Origin of the sequence: Mesorhizobium sp. M0195, assembly GCF_040322115.1 — a bacterium.
Lineage (GTDB): Bacteria > Pseudomonadota > Alphaproteobacteria > Rhizobiales > Rhizobiaceae > Mesorhizobium.
Map to the genome: position 1 here is coordinate 1 of NZ_JAMYSV010000083.1, position 893 is coordinate 893.

Annotated in this window: 1 protein-coding gene and 1 pseudogene; both read right to left on the bottom strand. The window is 60.9% G+C overall.

Annotation, left to right across the window (positions count from 1 at the left end; all coding sequences use genetic code 11):
- The coding region (gene groEL, locus NKJ12_RS32095; RefSeq protein WP_352707726.1) for a chaperonin GroEL at positions 1 to 692 on the bottom strand (692 nt) is incomplete at its 3' end.
- 65 nt (positions 693 to 757) lie between these two features.
- Positions 758 to 893 (bottom strand): annotated as a pseudogene (locus NKJ12_RS32100) (co-chaperone GroES); the annotation flags it as partial.

Consider the following 893-nt stretch of genomic DNA (forward strand, 5'->3'; position numbering starts at 1 on the left):
TGCAGGTTGGAGAGCTTCTTCTCGTGGAGCAGGATGTAGGCGTCTTCCAGATCCGCAACCATCTTTTCGGCGTTGGTGACGAAGTAGGGCGAGAGATAGCCGCGGTCGAACTGCATGCCTTCGACGACTTCGAGCTCGGTCTCGGCGGTCTTGGCTTCCTCGACCGTGATGACGCCCTCATTGCCGACCTTCTGCATCGCTTCCGCGATCATCGAGCCGACCGAAACGTCGCCATTGCCGGCGATGGTGCCGACCTGGGCAACCTCTTCCGAGGTCTTGATCTTCTTGGCGTTCTTGATCAGCGTTGCGACGACGTCGGCGACGGCGAGGTCGATGCCGCGCTTGAGGTCCATCGGGTTCATACCGGCGGCAACCGCCTTGTGGCCTTCCTGGACGATCGACTGTGCCAGAACGGTCGCGGTCGTAGTGCCGTCGCCGGCGATGTCGTTGGTCTTCGAAGCAACTTCGCGAACCATCTGCGCGCCCATGTTCTCGAACTTGTCTTCAAGCTCGATTTCCTTGGCGACGGTGACGCCGTCCTTGGTGATGCGCGGTGCGCCGAACGACTTGTCGATGACGACGTTGCGGCCCTTGGGGCCGAGCGTGACCTTCACCGCGTCGGCGAGGATGTTGACGCCGCGCAGCATGCGCTCGCGAGCGTCGCGGGAGAATTTTACGTCTTTGGCAGCCATTTTTTACTCCTGGGCATTTCGCCCGAAATTCAGATTGGATGGTGCGGATGAAAGGCGGCGGCGTGTCAGCCGATGACGCCCATGATGTCCGCTTCCTTCATGATCAGAAGGTCTTCGCCATTGAGCTTGACTTCGGTGCCCGACCACTTGCCGAACAGGATGCGGTCGCCGGCCTTGACGTCCAGCGGGACGAGCTTGCCG